This window comes from Gramella sp. AN32, assembly GCF_023718305.1.
Classification (GTDB): Bacteria; Bacteroidota; Bacteroidia; order Flavobacteriales; family Flavobacteriaceae; genus Christiangramia; species Christiangramia antarctica.
The window spans coordinates 495,212-515,174 of sequence record NZ_QEYO01000001.1; the positions used below are offsets into that span (position 1 = coordinate 495,212).

15 protein-coding genes are annotated in these 19,963 nt (G+C 38.6%); 9 read left to right on the top strand and 6 right to left on the bottom strand.

Going from position 1 to position 19,963, the window contains the following annotated elements; genetic code table 11:
* Window positions 1-28: 28 nt before the first annotated feature.
* Window positions 29-3,424: an MBG domain-containing protein gene (locus DHD80_RS02290; RefSeq protein ID WP_251739275.1), complete on the bottom strand. Its 3,396-nt coding sequence runs from the start codon at window positions 3,422-3,424 to the stop codon at window positions 29-31.
* A gap of 353 nt (window positions 3,425-3,777) precedes the next feature.
* On the opposite strand from DHD80_RS02290, the gene DHD80_RS02295 reads away from it, so the two are divergent.
* The gene (locus tag DHD80_RS02295) at window positions 3,778-4,683 is read left to right on the top strand and encodes an alpha/beta hydrolase (RefSeq protein ID WP_251739276.1); all 906 of its coding nucleotides are present in this window, start codon (window positions 3,778-3,780) and stop codon (window positions 4,681-4,683) included.
* Window positions 4,684-4,808: 125 nt separating this feature from the next.
* On the opposite strand, the gene DHD80_RS02300 is transcribed toward DHD80_RS02295, so the two are convergent.
* The 5 genes from DHD80_RS02300 to DHD80_RS02320 form a co-directional block, all read right to left on the bottom strand.
* The gene (locus DHD80_RS02300) at window positions 4,809-5,828 is read right to left on the bottom strand and encodes a LacI family DNA-binding transcriptional regulator (RefSeq protein ID WP_251739277.1); all 1,020 of its coding nucleotides are present in this window, start codon (window positions 5,826-5,828) and stop codon (window positions 4,809-4,811) included.
* A 161-nt stretch (window positions 5,829-5,989) separates the two neighbouring features.
* Window positions 5,990-7,438: a D-xylose transporter XylE gene (xylE, locus tag DHD80_RS02305; protein WP_251739279.1), complete on the bottom strand. Its 1,449-nt coding sequence runs from the start codon at window positions 7,436-7,438 to the stop codon at window positions 5,990-5,992.
* A gap of 12 nt (window positions 7,439-7,450) precedes the next feature.
* A complete protein-coding gene (xylA, locus tag DHD80_RS02310) occupies window positions 7,451-8,758 on the bottom strand; it encodes a xylose isomerase (protein ID WP_251739281.1) in 1,308 nt (435 codons plus the stop codon).
* Window positions 8,758-10,245: an FGGY family carbohydrate kinase gene (locus DHD80_RS02315; protein WP_251739332.1), complete on the bottom strand. Its 1,488-nt coding sequence runs from the start codon at window positions 10,243-10,245 to the stop codon at window positions 8,758-8,760. Before DHD80_RS02315 ends, xylA begins: the two co-directional genes overlap by 1 nt.
* A gap of 510 nt (window positions 10,246-10,755) precedes the next feature.
* On the bottom strand, window positions 10,756-11,796 hold the full coding sequence (locus DHD80_RS02320) for a LacI family DNA-binding transcriptional regulator (protein ID WP_251739283.1): 1,041 nt from the start codon (window positions 11,794-11,796) through the stop codon (window positions 10,756-10,758).
* 196 nt (window positions 11,797-11,992) lie between these two features.
* On the opposite strand from DHD80_RS02320, the gene DHD80_RS02325 reads away from it, so the two are divergent.
* The 8 genes from DHD80_RS02325 (at window position 11,993) to DHD80_RS02360 (ending at window position 19,933) form a co-directional block, all read left to right on the top strand.
* Entirely contained in the window at window positions 11,993-12,820 is an 828-nt protein-coding gene (locus tag DHD80_RS02325; RefSeq protein WP_251739284.1) for an SDR family oxidoreductase, read from the top strand.
* A gap of 79 nt (window positions 12,821-12,899) precedes the next feature.
* Window positions 12,900-14,096 carry a mannonate dehydratase gene (gene uxuA, locus DHD80_RS02330; RefSeq protein WP_251739286.1) on the top strand — a complete coding sequence of 399 codons (1,197 nt, stop codon included), beginning with the start codon at window positions 12,900-12,902 and terminating at the stop codon, window positions 14,094-14,096.
* Between the two features lie 35 nt (window positions 14,097-14,131).
* Window positions 14,132-14,974 (top strand): 5-dehydro-4-deoxy-D-glucuronate isomerase, encoded by an 843-nt coding sequence (kduI, locus tag DHD80_RS02335; protein ID WP_251739288.1) that lies wholly within the window; start codon window positions 14,132-14,134, stop codon window positions 14,972-14,974.
* A gap of 2 nt (window positions 14,975-14,976) precedes the next feature.
* Entirely contained in the window at window positions 14,977-15,771 is a 795-nt protein-coding gene (locus DHD80_RS02340; protein ID WP_251739290.1) for a gluconate 5-dehydrogenase, read from the top strand.
* Between the two features lie 12 nt (window positions 15,772-15,783).
* On the top strand, window positions 15,784-16,980 hold the full coding sequence (locus DHD80_RS02345) for a DUF4861 family protein (RefSeq protein ID WP_251739291.1): 1,197 nt from the start codon (window positions 15,784-15,786) through the stop codon (window positions 16,978-16,980).
* Window positions 16,981-17,184: 204 nt separating this feature from the next.
* Window positions 17,185-18,162, top strand: a complete 978-nt coding sequence (locus tag DHD80_RS02350) for a TRAP transporter substrate-binding protein (protein WP_251739293.1) — start codon at window positions 17,185-17,187, stop codon at window positions 18,160-18,162.
* Window positions 18,162-18,641: a TRAP transporter small permease gene (locus DHD80_RS02355; RefSeq protein WP_251739295.1), complete on the top strand. Its 480-nt coding sequence runs from the start codon at window positions 18,162-18,164 to the stop codon at window positions 18,639-18,641. Before DHD80_RS02350 ends, DHD80_RS02355 begins: the two co-directional genes overlap by 1 nt.
* Window positions 18,638-19,933 (top strand): TRAP transporter large permease, encoded by a 1,296-nt coding sequence (locus DHD80_RS02360; protein ID WP_251739296.1) that lies wholly within the window; start codon window positions 18,638-18,640, stop codon window positions 19,931-19,933. Before DHD80_RS02355 ends, DHD80_RS02360 begins: the two co-directional genes overlap by 4 nt.
* Window positions 19,934-19,963: the final 30 nt, after the last annotated feature.

The window sequence follows — 19,963 nt, forward strand, 5'->3', positions numbered from 1 at the left end:
GAGGCTTTTAAAGATTTCATATTCGGCTTTATTTAACAGCGATCTGTTTTTCATAAGTTTGACCATCCCCTGTCGTCAACTTACAAATATAGATGCCAGCCATTAAATTGTCTTTACTAAATTCTATTTGAACTACTTCATATGCAGCAACATTTCCTGAAAATAAGGTTTTAACCAACCTTCCATTATAATCATAAACCTGAAGGTTTGCACTTGAATTCACTTTTAAACTAAATCTAACTTCAGAAATACTTAATACAGGGTTTGGCGCAATTTCTAAAGAATTTACGATTATTATGGGTTCAGCTGAAGCTGCAGAAACTACTTTGAGGTCAATTTCTGCAGATTTTCCACTTCCTTTAGGTTTATGAATTACGATGGAGCCCCCTAAAATTGTTGTTGCAAGATCAGACTCTTCTCCAGCATCTCTCTGGTTGTCATATAATACATCTGAGGTTGAACCATTTGCAAAGATCTTAATTCTGAACTGATCGGGGCTTAAAGGAGTGTCAGAATCACCATCAATGGCGATCACACGAAATCTGTGATTTCCTATACCATTTACAGTTCCTGTACCGGTATAAGTTGCCTTTTTTCCGGAAATCACCAAAGACATATTATCGTGTCCTTCACTTGAAAAATTCAGGTTACCAGTTTTAAATTGAAAATTGGTATTGCCATCTACCTCAGCAATATTATTTTTACCTGTTTTGTACTTGGCATTAAAACCAAAATTAGCTTTTCCAGTTACACCTGAGGACATTGCGATAGCAGGGGATTCAATCCATCCGCCGCCGGTTACAAAGCCACCGTTGGGATCATATACCGGTAAATATGCTTCTGAGCGATCACAACCACCCCCTGCAATTGCGGATACTACATATACTCCTGTTTCCAAACCTGAGATGTTCAATGTTGCAACCCCTTCATCATTAGTGAGGGCATTACCTTTCAGTATTCCATCCAGACTAAAATTAACCAAAACACCTTCAACAGCTGGATTAACTTTTGCAATCAATTTTGCTTCAGTATTCACCTTAACAGGACTACTACTGGCACTGGCATCTATGGTTATACTATTAATTGTTAATAATCCACTTACATAGGTGAATTGATAATTATTATCAAATCCACCGGAAACTGTAATTGGATAAGAAGCACCTGTGCTGGTAGCATTCGCAACTGAATTTGCTATAGGCTGTACATCAATAACAGTTATGGTCTCACCATTCACAAAACCTGAATAAGATACAGTGAATAAAGGATTAAGCCGACCACAATATTTGGAAAAATTTTGTGCCGTTGCGATTATAGTCGCTTTCGTAATTTCAACAACTACAGAACCTGACTTGTTGTTATAGTTTCCGGTAGCATCCGTAAAACTCCAGTGGGCAGTGCCACCGGGTACATTGGTAAAACTGGCTCCAAGGTCTAATCCTGATAAAACTTCATCCTGAATTCCTTTGGCAGTGCCGCTAGCTCCATGAGATAATCCATCGTAAACACCACTATATCCGTCAACAGAAACTATCGCATCGGCTTTCGTAATTTCAATAACTACTGAACCGGACTGATCTTTATAGTTTCCGGTGGCATCTGTATAACTCCAATTGGCATTTCCTCCGGGGACATTGGTAAAACTGGCCCCAAGATTTAAACCTGTTAAAGCTTCATTCTGAACGCCTTTAGCTGAGCTGGTTGCGCCATGAGATAATCCATCGTAAATTCCGCTATATCCTGTCACGGAAACAATTGCATCGGCTTTGGTAATAGCAATAGCTACAGAACCTGACTGATCTTTATAATTCCCGGTAACATCGGTAAAAGTCCAATTGGCAGTGCCGCCGGGTACATTGGCAAAACTGGCTCCAAGGTCTAATCCTGATAAAACTTCATTTTGAACACCTTTGGCAGTGCCACTTGCTCCATGGGATAATCCATCGTATACAACGTTATATCCAGTTACTGAAACGACAGCATCTGCTTTAGTAATATCAATAGCTACAGAACCTGACTGATCTTTATAGTTTCCGCTAGCATCGGTAAATGTCCAGCTGGCTGTTCCGCCAGGAACATTGGTAAAACTGGCTCCAAGGTTTAATCCGTTTAAAGCTTCATCCTGAACCCCTTTGGCAGTGCCACTTGCTCCATGAGCTATTCCATCGTACACTCCGCTATATCCAGTTACTGAAACGACAGCATCAGCTTTGGTAATATTTGCAGTTGTTGTAGAAACCGAAACCAAATTATAATTTCCTGCAGAAGCTCCGCTTAAATAAGAATCATTTAAAGTGACTATTTTATTTGTTCCTGAGTTTGAATTATCGAAAGTAGCATTGCCTCCACTTAAATCTACGGCATCATTTGATACAATTCCTGAAAGGGAACTGCTTAGAACAACGGCAGTATTATTTCCATCATAAACCTTACTTTCAGCAGTGAAGTTTCCAAATATTGATTTTTTATTTATAGTTAACACAGCGTCATTACTGGTTACTGATGTATTACATCCTGAAATTACAGTTCGATATTGGTATCCACTCATAGCTACAGTTGGATTCGTAACAGTATATGTTGAAGATGTAGCACCAGAAATGGCTATCCAGGTAGTTGAACTATTAATTCTATATTGCCATTGATAAGAAGGGGATGTCCCAGAAGCTATTACAGAGAAAACAGGGTTAGCATTTCCATAGGTGATTGTTTGGCTTGTAGGTTGTGAAGTAATTATTGGAGAATTGCAGGTGGTATAGTTCGCTGTATAAGTTACTGAACCATTACTCACATTACCTGAAATACAAATTAATCTTGGATTAGAAGGATCTGGAATACTGAAAGTTGTATTGGATGTCCATTCATCAAAAATTTGACCAAGTGAATTTGTAGCCGGAGCGGTAAGTTGTACTGATTGAGTACTTGTTACAGCTATAGAATAATCATTTCCTGTAGTAGCCGTACCGCTAGAATTCGTTCCACTTCCAGAACAATTTAAAGTATTATTAAGTCTGGCAGTCACTGTTATATTCCCGCCAGATGTTCTAACTCTTACATTTGCATCTGTAAACTCAGCAGTCGCCGTAAATCCAGATGTGAGACCTGTTGCTGTCAACACAAAAGCTACCCCCAGATGATTTTGCTTTACTAAAAATTCACTATTAGAAATGTTTCCGGAAGCATCTGCAACTGCAAATAGATCATGAGATAACAAACAAGTAGCAGGTTTAGGGGTTTCATCAAAATGGAAACTAACGGTTTCACCGGCTTGCCATCCTGAACCCGTAATTATCACATACTCACCAGGAGCATAATCATCTTTGTCTGTAGTTACGCTTTGCGCAAATCCAAGAGTCGATAGAAAAATAAGGGTGAAATTCAGGATAACCGCCCTGGAATTCGCACCTAAAAAAGGTAGAATTTTCATCATTCAATATGGTTTAAGTTGTGAACTGAAATTAACCCCTGCAAGGGTCTTCTATCTTTTGCTCGGGTAGTAGGATGTCCAGCTTCAAAAGAATTATCAAATGAATACTTTTTTATTGTTTAATCATTAAAAAATTTGAAATAATCGAAGAATAATTCATTAAAATCGACTAAGTACATAAATTATACTTTTCTTATTTACAGATAGTTATAGATAGATCTTTCCATTTAAGATGAGTTTTGAATTAAAATATTTTATTTGAAAAGAAAATATTTTAATTCAATTATAGCTGCATTGATATCAAAATTCTAGTTCTGCAATAAATAAAAAATAACTTTCTATTATAAATACAAGACATGAGAGCAATTTTAATTTCTATTATATTTTTATATAGTCTGCATTTTCTGTTTCCAGGAGAACCCTTTAAGGATCAGCAAACAAGTATTCATTATACGGTATATGGAGAAGGCCCACCTCTTCTTATCATTAATGGTGGTCCAGGATTTAACAGCGAAGGGTTTAAACCTCTGGCTATTGCACTTAGTAAAAATTATAAAACAATATTATATGATCAGCGAGGCACCGGGAAATCTTATCTTAAGAATGTAAATTCTAAAACAATAACCCTAGATGCCATGGTAGGAGATATGGAAAAACTAAGAAAGAAACTTGGAGTCGATAAATGGATAATTATGGGACATTCTTTTGGCGGTATGTTGGGATACTATTATGCTTCAAAACATCCTGAAAATATAGTGGCAATGATTCAATCATCATCGGGAGGAATGGATCTAACTCTATTGAATAATCTCGATATTAGATCTGGATTATCTCAATTAGAGCGAGATTCGCTCCAATTCTATACTGAAAAAATTGATAATGGCGATATCTCCTTTTCTACCCGTTACAAAAGAGCAACTTTTCTGGCTCCGGCATATGTTTATAATCGCGAGTATATTCCAGTTGTTGCTGAAAGGCTTACTCAGGGAAATATGGAAATTAATAATTTAGTTTGGCAAGATCTCAGAGCTATGAATTTTAATGTCATAAATCAAATGAAAAAATTTGATAAACCCGTTTTGATTATCCATGGAGAAGATGATGTGGTTGACATTTCAATACCGAAAAAGGCAGATGAAATTTTACCAAATTCAGAACTTTTTTTCCTTCCAAAAACCAAACATTATGGCTGGTTGGATCAAAAAGAAAGATTTTACCAAACTATTTTTAAATTTCTGGAAAGACAGGATTTGAATTTATAATAAAAGCCTGTCTAAAACACAACAGGCTTTTAAAAGTGACCCCGGAGGGATTCAAAACATCTTCCTCTCCATTTACAATGCTTTACCTAAATTTTTTTTCCAATTTTAGTTATTCCCGGTTTGAATTATAATTTTTTTGTAGAGTCCCTTACCAAGAGGCTCGTTTTAATTATTTTTGTTTTATACTTATCCAATCTAGGTGAATTTTCTATACGATCTATTAAAATTTGTGCTGCCTGCTCACCTATGTAAGAACTATGCTGGCTCATTACGGTAAGGGAAGGTGTTACATATTTCGACAACATTCCACTTGTAAATCCTATTATAGACACATCGTCTGGCACCACATATCCCCTTTGCTTTACAATGCGTTGGACTTCCACGGCCGTAAGCTCATCAAGCACTAAAATTCCATCTATCTTTTTATAATTTAATAAAAAAGACATCAGTAATTCCAGGTCGTCTTTTGGACTTAGGCGTAAGATCAATTTATCATCATAAGCAATCCCCTGTTCTTCCAAAGCCTGCCTGTAGCCCTTTTCTCGTAATTTTCCAACGCTGGAATGGCCAATAGGGGTAACCATGGCAACGGTTTCACAGGAAGTACTTAAGAAATGCTTTGTTGCCCTGTAGGCTCCTTCGAGGTCATCAACAATTACTTTGTCGCATTCAATTTTATCGGTAACCCTATCAAATAGTACAATAGGAATATTATTGTTTACGAATACTCCTAAATGTTTTACATCTTCCACTTGTTGGGTTTCTTCTGCTAAGGAAACTATAAGGCCGTCAATAGATCCACCTCCTAAAAAATTGAGAATATCCACTTCTTTCTGATGTGAATCACCAGTAATACCGGTAATAATTTTATAACCCCGCTCATTGGCAATCTTTTCCACCCCGCAAAATACCTGCGTAAAAAAATAGTTCAATATATTCGGAAGGATTAGCCCGATGGTCTTAGATTGTTTAGTAATTAGGATCTGGGCAGCCCTGTTTGGACGATAATTGTTTTCGGCCGCAAAGAGTTGAATTTCTCCACGAAGCTTCTGGCTAATATCCTCTTTATTATTTAATGCTTTTGATGCCGTTGAAATGGAAACATTAAAAACCTTGGCAATATCTTTTAGAGTAAGCTTTGTCATCCTGAAGGACTTGTATATTTAGACTAAATATAGAGAATTAATAATTTTTGAATAGATCCCGGTTTAAGCAATGTTCCATCCCTTTATTCACTTCAGCGTTCTATTTAAGTCCTATAACTTTTCTGATTTTATGTATCATATTTTCTTTGGTATAGGACTATTTAAACTTTGTCAGATTCCAAATAAGGGGCATCCTTTCTGGCCCATAAATTATCCATCTCCTCCAATGACTTCCCTTTGGTCTCCGGCACGAATTTCCACACCAATAACATGGCCAAAATAGCCATAAAACCATAGAGCCAATAAGCGAAACCATGATTGAACTTTTCAATTAAATAGGAATTCTTATCCATAAGTGGGAAGCTCCAGGATACAAGATAATTTGATATCCATTGTGCGGCAACGGCTACTGCCATGGCCTTTCCCCTTATTTTATTTGGAAAAATTTCTGATAGCAATACCCAGGTAACCGGCCCCCAGCTCATGGCAAAACTGGCCACATAAACCAGCATACAGATTAAGGCTATAAGGCCTAGGGTTTGCGAGAAAAATACGGTACCCAGCGCGAACATAGACAAGGCCATCCCTAAGGCTCCTATACTCATTAAAGGCTTTCTTCCAAACTTATCTACCGTTAAGATAGCCAGAACCGTGAACAGAAGATTTACTGCTCCTACGATAATAGTCTGCAATAATGCGGTATCTGTCTCGGTACCCATATTTTTGAAAATTTCAGGAGCATAGTATAACACTACATTAATTCCTACAAATTGCTGAAAGATGGATAATAAGATACCGATAACTATTACCGTAGTCCCATAAGAGAACAATTTTCCAGAATGGTGTACAACAGTACTTCTTATCTCTTTTAGAATTTTATTGGCCTCTTCCACACCATTCACTTTGATCAATACATCCAGGGCTTTTTTCGGTTTATCTTTCAACACCAACGAACGCGGGGTATCCGGAACTAAAAGTAAGAGGATTAGAAAAAGGCTTGCAGGAATAATTTCCGAAGCAAACATCCAACGCCATCCCACGGTGTTCAACCAGGTATCATCCCCCTGACTGGCGATATAATAATTCACAAAATAAACTATCAGCATCCCGAAAATGATGGCAAATTGGTTTAGGGACACCAGTTTTCCCCTGATTTTGGCAGGAGCAATTTCAGAAATATACAATGGGGAAAGCATAGAAGCCAGTCCTACGCCAATTCCACCAATGATCCTATACCCAATAAAAATATAAATATAGGTATGGTCGCCCTCGCCGATAGCTTCAAAAAACATTTCGGGCATCGCCGATCCCAGCGCTGAAAGCAGGAATAGAAATGCCGCTAACAGCAATCCATTTCTACGCCCCATGCTTTTACTGATAACACCCCCGGAAATACCACCTATTATACAACCAATCAGCGCGCTGGAAACAACAAATCCCAACCGTGAATTGGCATCCATTTCCCCTAAACCAAAGGGCAGGACGAAAAAGCTTTCCAGGGAACTCACCGTTCCCGATATCACCGCCGTATCGTAACCGAACAAAAGGCCTCCTAAGGTAGCAACCAGGGTAAGCTTTAGTAAATATGCATTACTTGTAGATGTAGACATAAACGCTGATTATTAGATATACTGATTAATAATATTTTCAAACAATTCTTGTTTTCCACTTTGAAGTTGCAATTCACCATTTTCTTTTGCAAGCTCATAGAGCTCTTCCAGGCTTAATTTTCCTCTTTCAAAAGAGGCCCCCTTTCCTGAATCGAACGAACTATAACGTTCCTTACGTAGATTTTTATATGCAGAGGATTCCAATATAGATTCTGCGGCCAAAAGTGCACGTGCAAAAACATCGGCACCGCCAATATGGGCATGGAAAACATCTTCCATATCGGTTGAATTTCTTCTGATTTTAGCATCAAAATTTACCCCACCACCTTGAACACCACCAGCTTCTAAAAAGACGAGCATGGCTTCGGTAACTTCATAAACATTATTAGGAAACTGATCTGTATCCCAACCATTTTGATAGTCACCACGGTTAGCGTCTATGCTTCCCAGCATATTGGCATCGGCTGCTACCTGCAGTTCATGTTGAAAAGTATGTTGTGCCAGGGTAGCATGGTTCACCTCGATATTGAGTTTAAAGTCTTTATCCAGGTTATATTCCCTTAAAAAGTTGATGGAGGTAGCGGCATCAAAATCATACTGATGTTTCATCGGTTCCATAGGTTTTGGTTCAATGAAGAAGGTTCCTTTAAAACCTTGTGCCCTGGCATAATCCCTGGCTTTGGCCAGGAACATTCCCATATGCTCCTGCTCCTTTTTCATATTGGTATTTAAAAGGCTCATATAACCTTCACGGCCTCCCCAAAACACGTAATTTTCGCCTCCTAATTCGATGGTAGCATCCAGGGCCAGCTTTATCTGTCCCCCCGCTCTGGCCAGTACGTTGAAATCGGGATTCGTCGCTGCACCATTCATGTAACGTGGATTGGAAAAACAATTCGCGGTTCCCCACAATAGTTTTATCCCCGTCTCCTGTTGTTTTTGTTTTAAATAATCCACGATCGTAGAAAGTCTTTTTTCCGATTCTGAAAAACTTGCCCCTTCTCTGATTAAGTCGAAATCGTGAAAACAGTAATAATCAAAGCCTAATTTGGAAATAAACTCGAATGCCGCATCAGCTTTGGCTTTGGCGGCTTCAATAGCATCTGATGGTTTATCCCAGGGGAATTGCAGGGTACCAGGTCCAAAAGGATCTGCACCCGTACCTGTGAAAGTATGCCAGTAGGCTACCGCAAATTTAAAATGTTCTTTCATGGTTTTTCCCGCTACCACCTTATTGGGATCGTAATATTTAAAGGCAAGAGGGTTGTCTGAAGCTTTTCCTTCAAATTTGATTTTTCCTATTTTATCAAAGTATTTCATTATTGTTTATTTTTTAATATGTTTTTTAATTGTTCTTTCCATTTTAAATAGGCATTCGTATACTCAGCCTGGTTTTTTCGTGGCTTATAAACTTTTTCAAGATCATTTTGCGCTACAACTGAATTTAAATCCTTATAAGCCCCATCGGTCAAACCTGCCGCCCTGGCCGCACCTATAGCCCCGGTAGTATTGTAGATTTCAATTTCCTGATTGATAAGGCTGGCTACGGCATCGGCAAATATTTCAGACCTAAAAAGGTTATCGTTCCCCGCACGTATTACATGGATAGGAGTTTCGTCATTTTTAAGGATTTCCATACCGTAAACAAAAGAAAAAGCGATCCCTTCTAAAGCAGCCCGGCATAGATGTGCCCTGTTATGTATATTAAAATTCACACCGTTAAGTTGCATCCCGGTCATCTCATTTTCCAGCATACGTTCGGCCCCATTGCCAAAAGGGATAATTATTGCGCCTTCAGATCCTATATTGACTTTAGAGGCCAACTGGTTCATTTCCTCATAAGAATCAACTTTCAAATTTTCTTTTAACCATCGGTACATGATCCCGGCACCATTTATATTCAGTAGTTTTCCTATCCTTGGGGCATCGGCGCTATAATTTACATGGGCGAAATTATTGACCCGGGTGGTTTCTTTGGCCGACAAACTATCGGTTACCGCATATAAAACCCCGGAAGTACCTCCTGTAGCAGCTACCTCTCCCGGATTAAATACATTTAAGGACAAAGCATTGTTGGGCTGGTCCCCTGCCCTGTACAAAATGGGAATACCTTCAGCCAAACCACAAGCAATTGCGCCTTCTTTGGATAAAGTTGATTGAACTGAAAATGTATCTACAATTTCCGGGATAAGGCTTTTATCCAGGCCATAATATTCCAAAAGACTATTGGATATATTATTGGATTTAAAATCCCAGAAGATTCCTTCAGAAAGCCCTGAAAGCGTAGTATTAATAGTCCCGGAAAGCTTAAAAGCAATAAAATCGCCAGGAAGCATCATTTTATAGGCCTGCCGATAAGTAGTTGGTTCATTTTCCTTGACCCACTTTAATTTTGAAGCAGTAAAATTTGCCGGGGAATTCAATAAATGGGAGGTACATCGTTCTTCGCCAATCTCCTGAAAGGCTTTTTTACCAATCTCTACAGCACGGCTGTCACACCAAATAATTGAATTTCTAAGGACATTTCCTTTTTCGTTTACCAGCACCAAACCATGCATCTGGTAGGATATCCCTATCCCTTTTATAGTAGACGCGTCAACTTTAGTTGATTTTAAAAGTTTCTTTATCGCCCTGCATACATGCTTCCACCAGGTTTCAGGGTCTTGCTCGGCCCAACCCACCTGTGGGGCATTGATCTCCATTTCATCCTCCGGTTCGGTTACTACCTTAACAGACTTTCCTGAATCAGCTTGAATTATCGCTGCTTTTATGGAAGAACTTCCCAGATCTAAACCTATATAGTACATTGAGTTCACTTAAATTATTTAAATATTTCGTGATCTTCTTAGAAAACCCATTTTAAGAATTTGGAGAATTTATGTATCAATTTTTACGAAATCCCTATTATTTTCTATTTTTCTAAATCGGATTCTTTAAAAAAGAGATATTTTAATTAGATAAAAATAATAGATGGCAGATGAGACTCCAATTATTTCCGAAAATTTATTTATTTATTTTCGTAACACGAAATAAATAAATATTCAGAAATAACATTTAAATATATGATTATCAATATATTATATTTAGTATAATTGATTTTTTAATTTACGAAAAGCGTTTCGTAAAAAACACTAATTAAAAAAATAAAGTTGTTTATGCCCAATATCGCATATATAAAATTGAAGAAATTGTATACTAAATAAGCATTGCGCTGTGGGGGATTACTGAGAATTTCTCAATTTAAAGATGAAAGTTTTCTCCCAAATTAAATCCAGTGTTGGTCAATATCTTAAATTTCAGGCTTGAAAAAGTAGTATTTAATTAATGCGTCGTTCTATTACTCCCCGGCTAGACTCTCTTTCAATAAGCTTAGGACTTAAGATGATTGTTTGATATTGAAAAGGATCATCCTTTTGATGCTTTATGTTTTGAATTAACAGTTCACATGCCTTTTTCCCCATTTCAGCACCAAATTGATCTACTGTGGTTAATGGGGGTTCCACAACTTCAGAAAGCGGATCATTACTAAAACCCACAATAGAAATATCCTCGGGCACTTTCTTCCCTATCTTTTTTAGAAACTTTATCGCTCCAACGGCTGCTTCATCATTAGCTGAAAAAACTCCGTCAATATCAGGATGTTTTTCCAGTAAATCCCTCATAATATTAAATCCATCGTCTTTCATCAAATGTGAGGCTACAATAAGTTTAGGCTCCGATTTTAATTTATTTTTTTTCAGGGTGTCCGAATAACCTTTTAACCTCGATTTGTAGATTTCAAGAAATTGAGGCCCTGCAAAATGGGCAATTTTTTTACAACCACTCTTGATTAAGTGGTCTACAGCCTCACAAGCTCCTTTATAATCATCAATAATTACTTTATTACAAGATTCTAAACTAGCCGGATGCCTATCAAGAAAAACCAATGGAATACCAAGCCCTTCCAAATTCTGTAAATGTTGGAAATCATTAGATTCCCATGCAATGGACATCAATACGCCATCTACTCTATTGGAAACAAAATTGTCCATTATCTTCTTTTCCCTTTTCACCTGCTCTAAAGACTGGGAAATTACCACATTAAATCCTTCCTTAAAAGCTACTTCTTCAATACCCGCAATAATAGTGGAGAAGAAATACCTGGAGATTCGTGGTACTACCACACCAATAGTATTACTTCTGTTTTTTCTTAAGTTGGATGCTAAAAGATTAGGTTTATAGCCCAGTTCCTTAGCTTTATTAAACACCTTTTCTTTTGTTTTTTTTGCAACTCTACTATTATTATTGAGAGCCCTCGATACAGTAGAGCTATCAATATTCAAAGCCTTAGCTATTTCATGTATGGTTGCTTTTTTCATTGGTTGTAGAGGATAAGAAAAATAAAAGGATTCATTAACCTGAAATGGAAATTTTCAATGGTTGAAATTAAAGCGCTAATTAAATTTGTAAAATAAAAGATAAAATTAAACATTTTCAGAAATATACAATCGATTGTACATTTTTTATTATTTTTGGGAATAGCGAATAATCCCAACAAAGAATTAAAAGCAGGATATGAGTAAAGTAATAGTATTAACAGGTGCCGGAGGTGTTTTATGTAGCACCCTGGCCATAGCCCTGGCAGAAAAAGGGCATAAAATAGCGATTCTGGACCTTAAAAAGGAAGCAGCAGACGAAGTAGCAGATAAAATAAATGCTGCCGGGGGAACAGCTATTGGTGTTGAAGCCAATGTTTTAAAGAGAGATTCCCTGGAGAAAGCCAAAAAAACAATCAATGAGCAATTGGGAAGCTGTGAAATACTCGTTAATGGAGCTGGTGGAAACCACCCTAAAGGAACCACTTCCAATACTCATTTATTAGAAGAGGACCTAGAAAATAATGAAGCCGATTTTAAAACATTTTTCGACCTGGATACAGAGGGGATTAAATTTGTTTTTGATTTGAACTTTATTGGTACTTTATTGCCCACCCAGGTTTTTGCTAAAGATATGATAGGAAAAAAAGGCTGTAGCATCCTAAATATTTCTTCTATGAACGCCTTTACACCCCTCACAAAAATTCCTGCTTATAGTGGTGCAAAAGCGGCTGTTTCAAATTTTACCCAGTGGCTGGCTGTGCATTTTGCCAAAGTTAACATTCGTGTGAATGCTTTGGCTCCAGGATTTTTCCTAACCGATCAAAATCGGGCCTTATTAACTAAAGGAGATGGTAGCCTTACCCCACGAGGCAATACAATTATAGACCAAACCCCTATGGGAAGGTTCGGGGAGCCCGAAGACCTTATAGGTACTACCTTATGGTTGTGCGGGGAAGGTTCTGCCTTCGTAACTGGAGTTGTGGTCCCTATAGATGGCGGCTTTAGTGCCTATAGCGGCGTTTAAATATAGAATTCCGGAACAGGTCTGGAGTAACCTTCAGGAACAAAAATAAGTTTTAACTTCTTCCAATTAATCAATAAAAATGAAATCAAGTTTCGAAAATACATGGCGATGGTATGGGCCAAATGACCCCGTTTCATTAGCTGACATCAGACAGGCGGGGGCTACCGGTGTAGTAAGCGCTTTGCATCATATCCCTAATGGAGAGGTTTGGCCTGTTGAGGAAATTAAAAAACGAAAAAGCCAGATAGAAGATGCCGGGCTCAATTGGTCGGTTGTTGAAAGTGTACCTATTCATGAAAACATTAAAACCCAAACGGAGGGGTATATGGAATTCATTGAAAACTACAAACAAAGTATTATCAATCTTGGCCAATGTGGCATAGATACGGTTTGTTACAATTTTATGCCTGTGCTGGACTGGACCCGTACCAACCTCGATTATGAAATAGAAGACGGTTCTACCGGGCTACGATTCGACGCTAATGCGTTCGCACTTTTCGAATTATTTTTATTGAAGCGACCTGGTTCTAGGGAAAATTATTCTGAGGAACAGATAGCCGAGGCCAAAGCCTTAGGCGAAAGGATGACTGAAGAAGAAAAAGAAAAGCTTGTAAATAATATTATCGCGGGTTTACCAGGGGCTGAAGAAGGCTATTCTTTAAAGGATTTTAATAATATCCTCGCTACATACAATAATATTGGACCGAAGGAATTAAAGAACAACCTGTTCAGCTTTTTAAAACATATAATTCCAGCCGCTGAAAAAGCGGGGGTCTTAATGTGCATCCACCCTGACGATCCACCCTACCCTATTTTAGGCTTACCAAGGGTAGTAAGTACCGAAGAAGATATCCGGGAATTGTATGAGGCCGTAGATAGCCCCAATAACGGACTTACTTTTTGCACGGGATCATTTGGGGTTCGTGAAGACAATGACCTACCCGGCATGATAGATCGTTTGGGAAATCGTATTCATTTTATTCATCTACGTAGCACAAAACGGGATGAAAAAGGGAATTTTCATGAAGCCAACCATTTAGAAGGCGATGTAGATATGTATGCGGTAATGAAAGCTCTGATTACTGAGCAAGAAAAACGAATAAAAAGCGGCAGAAAAGATGTAAGAATGCCTTTTAGACCAGATCATGGTCATAAAATGTTAGACGATCTGAAGAAAAAAACCAATCCGGGATATTCAGGGATAGGTCGGCTTAGAGGGCTTGCCGAATTGAGAGGTTTGGAACTTGGAATTAGAAGATCTCAAGAATCTCATTAAATAAGAGCTCAAATTAAACTATAAAAAAAATTATAATGTCAACAATATCCTTCGAAACCAGATATGCTTCTTCTCCACAAACCGTGAAGAAATATGATACTTCCCAATTGCGGGAAGAGTTTCTAATCAATAATCTTATGGAGCAAGCTAAAATCAATTTGGTCCATACGCATTACGACAGGTATATCGCTGGGTCCGCAGTACCTTTAGAACCTTTAAAACTGGAAACCATCGATCTTTTAAAGGCCGATTATTTCTTAGAACGAAGAGAGCTGGGAATAATTAATGTTGGTGCAAGTGGCGAGGTCTTGGTTGATGACACTTCATATAAGCTGGAGCATAAAGACGCCCTTTATATCGGCCAGGGTAATAAAGATGTTACCTTTAAAAGTGATGATCCAAAAGACCCAGCCAAATTTTATCTGAATTCAGCTCCTGCCCACACCAGTTACCCTACCAAAAAGGTTAGCCTATCTGAAGCGAACAAACTGGAACTGGGATCCTTGGAGACTGCAAATGACCGTACCGTAAATCAAATGATTATTGGGGGGATCGTAACGACCTGCCAGTTGCAAATGGGAATGACCGAACTTAAAAGGGGTAGCGTTTGGAATACGATGCCGGCACATACCCATGACCGCCGTATGGAAGTCTATTTCTACCTGGAAGTACCCGAAGGACAGTCGGTATGTCATTTTATGGGAGAGCCACAAGAAACCCGACATATCTGGATGCAAAACCACGAAGCAGTTATTTCGCCACCATGGTCCATTCACGCCGGGTCAGGAACTTCCAATTATACTTTTATTTGGGGAATGGCCGGTGAGAACCTTGATTATACCGATATGGATGTAGCTAAAATCACCGAATTAAAATAACTATGTCACTAAATTTATTTGATTTAAAAGGAAAAACAGTACTTGTTACCGGAAGCACCCACGGTCTGGGAATGGCCATGGCCAAAGGGCTTGGAAATGCCGGGGCTACAATTATCGTAAACGGAAATTCCTCACAGGAAAAGATAGATAAAGCTGTAGAAACCTATAAGGCAGAAGGAATCAGTGCCATAGGCTATAAGTTTAATGTCGCAGAAGAAAAAGAAGTAATTGCCGCCATTGAAAAAATAGAAAAAGAGGTTGCACCTATAGATGTCCTCTTTAACAATGCAGGGATCATTAAGCGCATCCCTTTAGAAAAAATGGAAGTTTCAGACTTTAAGCAAGTGATAGATATAGACCTGGTGAGCCCTTTTATAGTTTCTAAGCATGTCGTAAAAGGAATGATAAAAAGAAAGCAGGGGAAAATCGTTAATATCTGTTCTATGATGACGGAATTAGGAAGAAACACTGTGGGGGCATATGCGGCTGCTAAAGGCGGACTTAAAATGCTAACCAAAAACATGGCTACAGAATGGGCGAAGCACAATATCCAGGTAAATGGAATTGGCCCTGGCTATTTTGCTACTTCCCAAACTGAACCAATCCGGAAAGATGGCCATCCTTTTAATGATTTTATTATACAACGCACCCCGGCAGCGAAATGGGGCGATCCCAACGACCTGGCAGGTGCAGCCATATTCCTGTCATCAAGCGCCAGCAACTTTGTAAATGGCCATATCTTATATGTAGATGGAGGTATTCTGGCCACTATAGGAAAACCTTCCAATGAAGACTAAAATAACGCAATAATGAAACATTTTTTTAAAGCACTGCTAAGTTTATCAACTATTGCCCTTCTTCATTCCTGTGCTGAAAAACAAGAGACTGAAAATATTATTTTGGTGAAAAACCCATTAAAAATAGATAGGTCTTTTGAAACAGTAGAAGTCGATACACGGAAACTTAACCTAAATATCGACGATTCTCTGCAATACTTTCAAATTTTAAATTTGAAAACCAAAGACACTTTAACCTCTCAATTTGTAGATGAAGATGGGGATGGTACTATAGATTTGCTATTATTCCAGCCCCCTATGGAAAGCCTTTCAGAAAAAAAATTCAAAGTTATAAAAACAGCCACCTTAAGAAAAAAAGACACTATAAATCGTTGTTTTTCAAGATTCGTTCCCGAAAGAACGGACGATTATGCCTGGGAAAATAACAAGGTTGCTTTTAGGACTTACGGACCTACTGCCCGTAAAATGGTTGAAGACAATATTAAAGGAGGAACACTTTCCAGCGGGATTGATGCCTGGCTCAAAAAAGTGGAATATCCTATTATAGACAAATGGTATGAGAAAACCGTGACCGGAAAAGGAAGTTACCATGAAGATACCGGCGAAGGCCTGGATAACTATCACGTTGGTGCCAGCCGCGGGGTTGGTGGGACGGCTCTAAAGAAAGACAGTACCTACCTTAGTAATACCAATTTTGACTCATGGAAAACCATTACCAATGGCCCCATAAGAACTAGCTTTGTTTTAACATACAAAGCCGTGGATAGCAGCGGACAAAAATTTTCAGAAGAAAAGCATATTTCCCTGGATTATGGAAGCAACCTATCTAAGTTCAAAATTTTGGTGGACAAAGTAGATACCTTGTCGGTGGGCGTGACCCTGCATGAGAATCAAGGAGAAACTACGACCTCCAAAAAAGAGGGATGGGTAAGTTACTGGGAACCCCATGAAGGTTCAGAATTGGGGACTGGGATCGTAGCTCCCGGAAATACTTTATTGGGATTTGACAAATACGTTACTTCCAGAAAAGATTTAAGCAACCTGTATGCGCATTTAAAAACCAGGAATAACGAAGTGGTATATTATGCAGGCTTTAGCTGGAAAGAAAGCGGAGAGTTTACCACAAAAGAAGCATGGGAAAATTACCTAACTTCTTTTTCTGAAAAAATAAATTCACCCCTTAGTGTTGAAGTAATAGCCGAAAAATAGTATGAGCCTAGCGAACTGGTTTAAACTTTCATTCTCTAATTGGGATTTGAAATACTGAGATGCCGGCGGCAAAATTCACTCAATTGGGCTTTTCCCAAGGGAATTAACTTTGAGTCTTAATAGACATAACAAAAAGACCAATATCTATAGATATCATTTAAAAAATGAACTTATAATCGTATTGGTCCACAAATTTTATAATGAATGAAACATAGATTTCTTTTTCCTGTTTTCTTACTCTTTTTAGGGGTTATTTCCTGCAATTCTCACAAGGAAATCAAAATATTGAGGTTGGCACACGGCCTGGATACACAACACCCAGTGCATAAGGCGATGGTAATTCTTGGGGAACGTTTGGAGGAAAAGTCTGGGGGAAAACTAAAACTCCGAATTTATCCCAGTGCCCAGTTGGGCGGGGAACGGGAGACCCTGGAATTACTACAAATTGGGAGTCTGGACATTACCAAGGTATCTGCCGCAGTTTTAGAAAACTTTATTCCTGAATACAAGGTCTTTAGTGTGCCTTACCTATTTAGGAACAAGGAGCACTCTTTTCAGGTTTTTGATGGCGAAATAGGCCAGGAATTACTAAATAAAGGGAATAAATTCAGGCTTCGTGGCTTAACTTTTTATGATGCCGGCAGCCGGAGTTTTTATACTAAAGAAAACCCTATAAATTCACCTAAAGATTTGGAAGGCCTCAAAATACGGGTGCAAAAAAGTAATATGGCCGTAGCCATGGTAAATGATTTAGGCGGAGCGCCAACCCCAATTTCTTATGGGGAATTATATACCGCGTTGCAACAAGGGGTAGTAGATGGAGCCGAAAATAATCTACCGAGTTTCTACACTTCCAAGCATTACGAAGTTTGCAAATACTACAGTATGGACCAACATACCGCTGTTCCCGATGTCCTCCTTATTGGCCTTGATACCTGGGAAATCTTAACAGAACAGCAAAAAAAATGGTTACAGGAAGCCACAGCCGAATCTACGGTCGCACAACGTAAACTCTGGGCTGCTTCGGAAAAAGAATCTTTGGAAGAAATCAAGAAAGCCGGTGTGAACGTCATCTATCCTGATATTGAGCCTTTTGAAGAAAAAACTAAAGTAATTATAAATATGTTCAAAGAACAACCTGAAATGTTAGAACTCATCAAAAAAATAAAAGCCACAAAATAATGAAAGCAAGCATTGATTCCCTATTGGAAAAAATACTTATTTTCATCATCTCCCTGATGTTGATAAGTGTAGTATGGCAGGTATTTTCAAGGTTTATATTAAAAGACCCCAGCACCATTACCGATGAAATTTCCAGTTTCTCCCTTATTTGGCTTGGTCTTTTAGGAGCTGCTTACGCTACCGGAAAAAACCTCCACCTTGCCATAGATCTCATTCCTGAAAAAGCAGTAGAAAAAAACAGGCTGTTTTATGAAGCTATTGTCCATATTTCGGTTTTCATTTTTGCATTTGCTGTAATGATTATTGGCGGTATAAGGCTATGTCTTCTCACATTCCAGTTTGAGCAAACTTCTGCAGCTTTAGAAATTCCTTTGGGTTATATCTACCTCGCCCTGCCAATTTCGGGAATACTTACCTGTTATTATACCATATTTATTTTCAGTGAAAAAGTCAATAATTCAAAAAAGCTTAAAAAATGAATCATATTGAAATTTTAATATTAGTCCTAAGCTTTCTTGTTTTTCTTTCATTACGGGTGCCTATTGCATATGCCATTGGATTAGCTGCACTTCTTACGGTGCTAAGCACCATGTCTGTTTTGCCATCGGTTACTACCCTGGCGCAGCGTATGGCCACCTCTTTAGACAGTTTCACCCTGCTGGCTATCCCGTTTTTTATACTGGCAGGACAAGTGATGAACCGCGGGGGGATCGCGGTGCGCCTAATAAATTTTGCCAAAGCCATCGTGGGGCCTTTACCGGGTGGCCTCGCTTTTGTTAATATCATTTCCTGTATGCTCTTTGGGGCTATTTCAGGCTCTGCCGTGGCAGCAGCTTCAGCTATAGGAGGATTTATGACCCCTATGATGGAAAAAGACGGATATGACAAATCGTTTAGTGCAGCAGTAAATATTACGAGCGCTACCACCGGCTTGATCATTCCGCCAAGTAATGTTTTAATCATTTATTCTTTGGCCAGTGGTGGTGTTTCTATCGCAGCTTTGTTCGTGGCGGGCTATGTTCCGGGGATTTTAATTGGTCTGTCTTTGATGATGGTAGCTGCCATTTACTCTATCATAAAAAAATACCCTACCGATAAAGCCGTTGGGATAAAAGAATTTTTCAAGCGGTTTTTAGATGCCTTACCCAGTCTTTTTTTATTGGTACTGGTAATTGGTGGAATTGTAGCAGGTTATTTTACCGCTACCGAAGCTTCAGCCATTGCCGTAGTTTACACATTTATACTTGCCGCGGTTTATAGAGAAATCAGCTGGAAAGATGTTTCCCCTATTTTACTGGAGACCATAAAAACTTCGGCTATTGTACTCTTGTTGATTGCTACTTCTATTGCGATGTCCTGGGTCATGTCATATGAAAATATTCCGCAGGAATTAAGCAGTACCCTTTTGGGGATTAGCGATAACCCTATCGTAATCCTTTTAATTATAAACCTTATTTTATTATTTGTAGGGGTTTTTATGGACATCACCCCCGCAGTACTTATTTTCACGCCCATATTTTTACCTATTGTCACCAATATTGGAATAGATCCTATTCACTTTGGGATTATAATGATTTTAAACTTATGTATAGGCTTATGCACCCCACCGGTAGGCTCTGTACTCTTTGTAGGTTGTAGCGTGGCCGATTTGAGCATCCAAAAGGTTATAAAACCGCTGATGCCCCTATTTATAATAATGATTGTAGTATTATTTTTAATCACTTATATCCCGGAATTAAGCCTTTGGTTGCCGAGACAGTTTGATCTTTAATCATTAGCTCAGAAATAACTTGAAGCCTTA